1 protein-coding gene and 1 pseudogene are annotated in these 1,843 nt (G+C 39.4%); both read left to right on the top strand.

What is annotated here, in order from left to right; all coding sequences use genetic code 11:
• Positions 1-491 precede the first annotated feature (491 nt).
• The gene (locus tag WD019_RS21530) at positions 492-1,247 is read left to right on the top strand and encodes a rolling circle replication-associated protein (protein ID WP_425712790.1); all 756 of its coding nucleotides are present in this window, start codon (positions 492-494) and stop codon (positions 1,245-1,247) included.
• 414 nt (positions 1,248-1,661) lie between these two features.
• Positions 1,662-1,843: pseudogene (locus WD019_RS21525) on the top strand (hypothetical protein); the annotation flags it as partial.

Below are 1,843 nucleotides of genomic sequence, written 5' to 3'. Positions count from 1 at the left end.
GGACAAGTTGGATCATTTAGATCGCAAATTGAAGGAGGTTGCAGGTGAATGAAATGCCCCTACTGCGACGGCAATACAAAGGTGATCGGTGAGCATGGAAATTGGGTTGATTTAAAGTGTCTTAATAATTCTTGTGGGATTACTTTTAATGCCAAAAAGGCTGATCAGCGCAAGGCGTAAGCGGAACGCAGTGGAGCGTCCCTTTATGCTGGGGGGTCCCTTTGGTAAGCTTTGCCGAGGTGAGCGGGAGTGGTTTTCTCCCGATCTCCTCGCCCGTAGGGTTTCCAAAGGGACTGGGGACCCGGCGTCAAGGGTAGCCTGGAGCGGTGGCCTTTGCAGTTTTTTTTCTTACTTAACTTGATTGTAGTATCACATTAGACGAAAAATGTTCGCACTCAACTGCCCCTAAACCCTTTTGTATCAAGGGGTTTGGGATTTTTAAAATCAAATTCGGAGTATCGCTTTAAAGTGTTAAAGGAAGGGGGATTTTTTTGGGATATTTGAAGTTAATAAAGACAGGTCACGTTATCGAAGTTTACCAGTACGAAAAAGACCCTGTCATTCCTGATTTTGATATTGATGACGATGATAATTATTTGGTTTGGTGTCCTATAGAACAAAAAATGATAGATTTAACACCAGAATGGCTTAGAGAATGCAAGAATAAGACTAAAGAATCTTATACCCGTTCCAATTCAGTTCGTTGTAGAAATATGATTAGGCGGCTCTGCTTAGCTAATTTTGATAATAAATCAAAGTTCGTTACTCTTACCTTTGCAGAGAATATGCAGTGCTTAGATACAGCGCATAAGCAGTTCAAACAATTCATTCAAAGGATGCGGTATAAGTACGGCACATTCAAGTATATTGCGGTTATTGAGTTTCAAAAACGAGGTGCTATTCATTATCACATGATGTCAGATCTTCCATACATACCAAATGAAAAACTTGCAAAAATTTGGCGTCATGGGTTTGTTCGAATTAATAATATTTCGAAGGTTGATAATGTCGGCGCTTATATGGTGAAGTACATGTTGAAAGATGTTGAGGATGATAGATTAGCCGGCAGGAAAGCGTATTTATACAGTAAGGGATTAACTCGTCCAGAAGTTTTTAAAAATGATGATGCCTGGCGGATCGTGAAAGAAAATGATCTTGAAAATAAAAAAATAGTATTCACTAACTCCTACATTAGCGAATACTTAGGTGAGGTTGTATATGCGGAATATAACCTCAAAAGACATTAATCCTAATAAAATTATAACACGAAAACTATAAAGCTATGCATTGGTATCTATTGCCTTTGTGTAGCTTTTTAATTTTAAAATAAACGTATTACGAATATTTTTTCGTGTCGCAAAAAGACGTTCCCTTTTGTGACAGTGCCCAGTTATACGCACCAATTTTTTTGGCTGCGTTTCTGGCTTTCGTATTTCGCCTGTATGGACTTTTTGAACAGGTAGGAGGGTAAAGTCCAGCTTTTGAATTTAAGCAGGCGAATTGCTTCAGCTACGGCGGAGGGGGACGCGTATGCGGGGTTCCCTCGGCGTGGCTGTGCAATCGCCTTGCAAATAAAAATGCTTGACTAACTTTCTCCATATTGTTTAAAATGATGTAAAAATGATGTCTGATTGATAGAATTATAGTTTAGGAGGGATTGAATGAAAACAGGTGACGGAATGGTTCGGGTGAACACTCGTATCAGTAAAGAAATTAATGACTGGCTTGATGCCGAAAGTTCCCGAAGTGGTGTTTCCAAGTCTACGCTTATTTATTTGGCTTTAGAGCATTACATCACTCAAAAGAAGGCTTTAACCATGGTTCATGATTTTTCGTCCATAGT

Source organism: Fictibacillus sp. Mic-4 (assembly GCF_049843615.1).
GTDB lineage: Bacteria > Bacillota > Bacilli > Bacillales > Fictibacillaceae > Fictibacillus_A > Fictibacillus_A gelatini.
The sequence above is the reverse complement of the archived record's forward strand: the minus strand, read 5'-3'. Positions and strand labels throughout refer to the sequence as shown.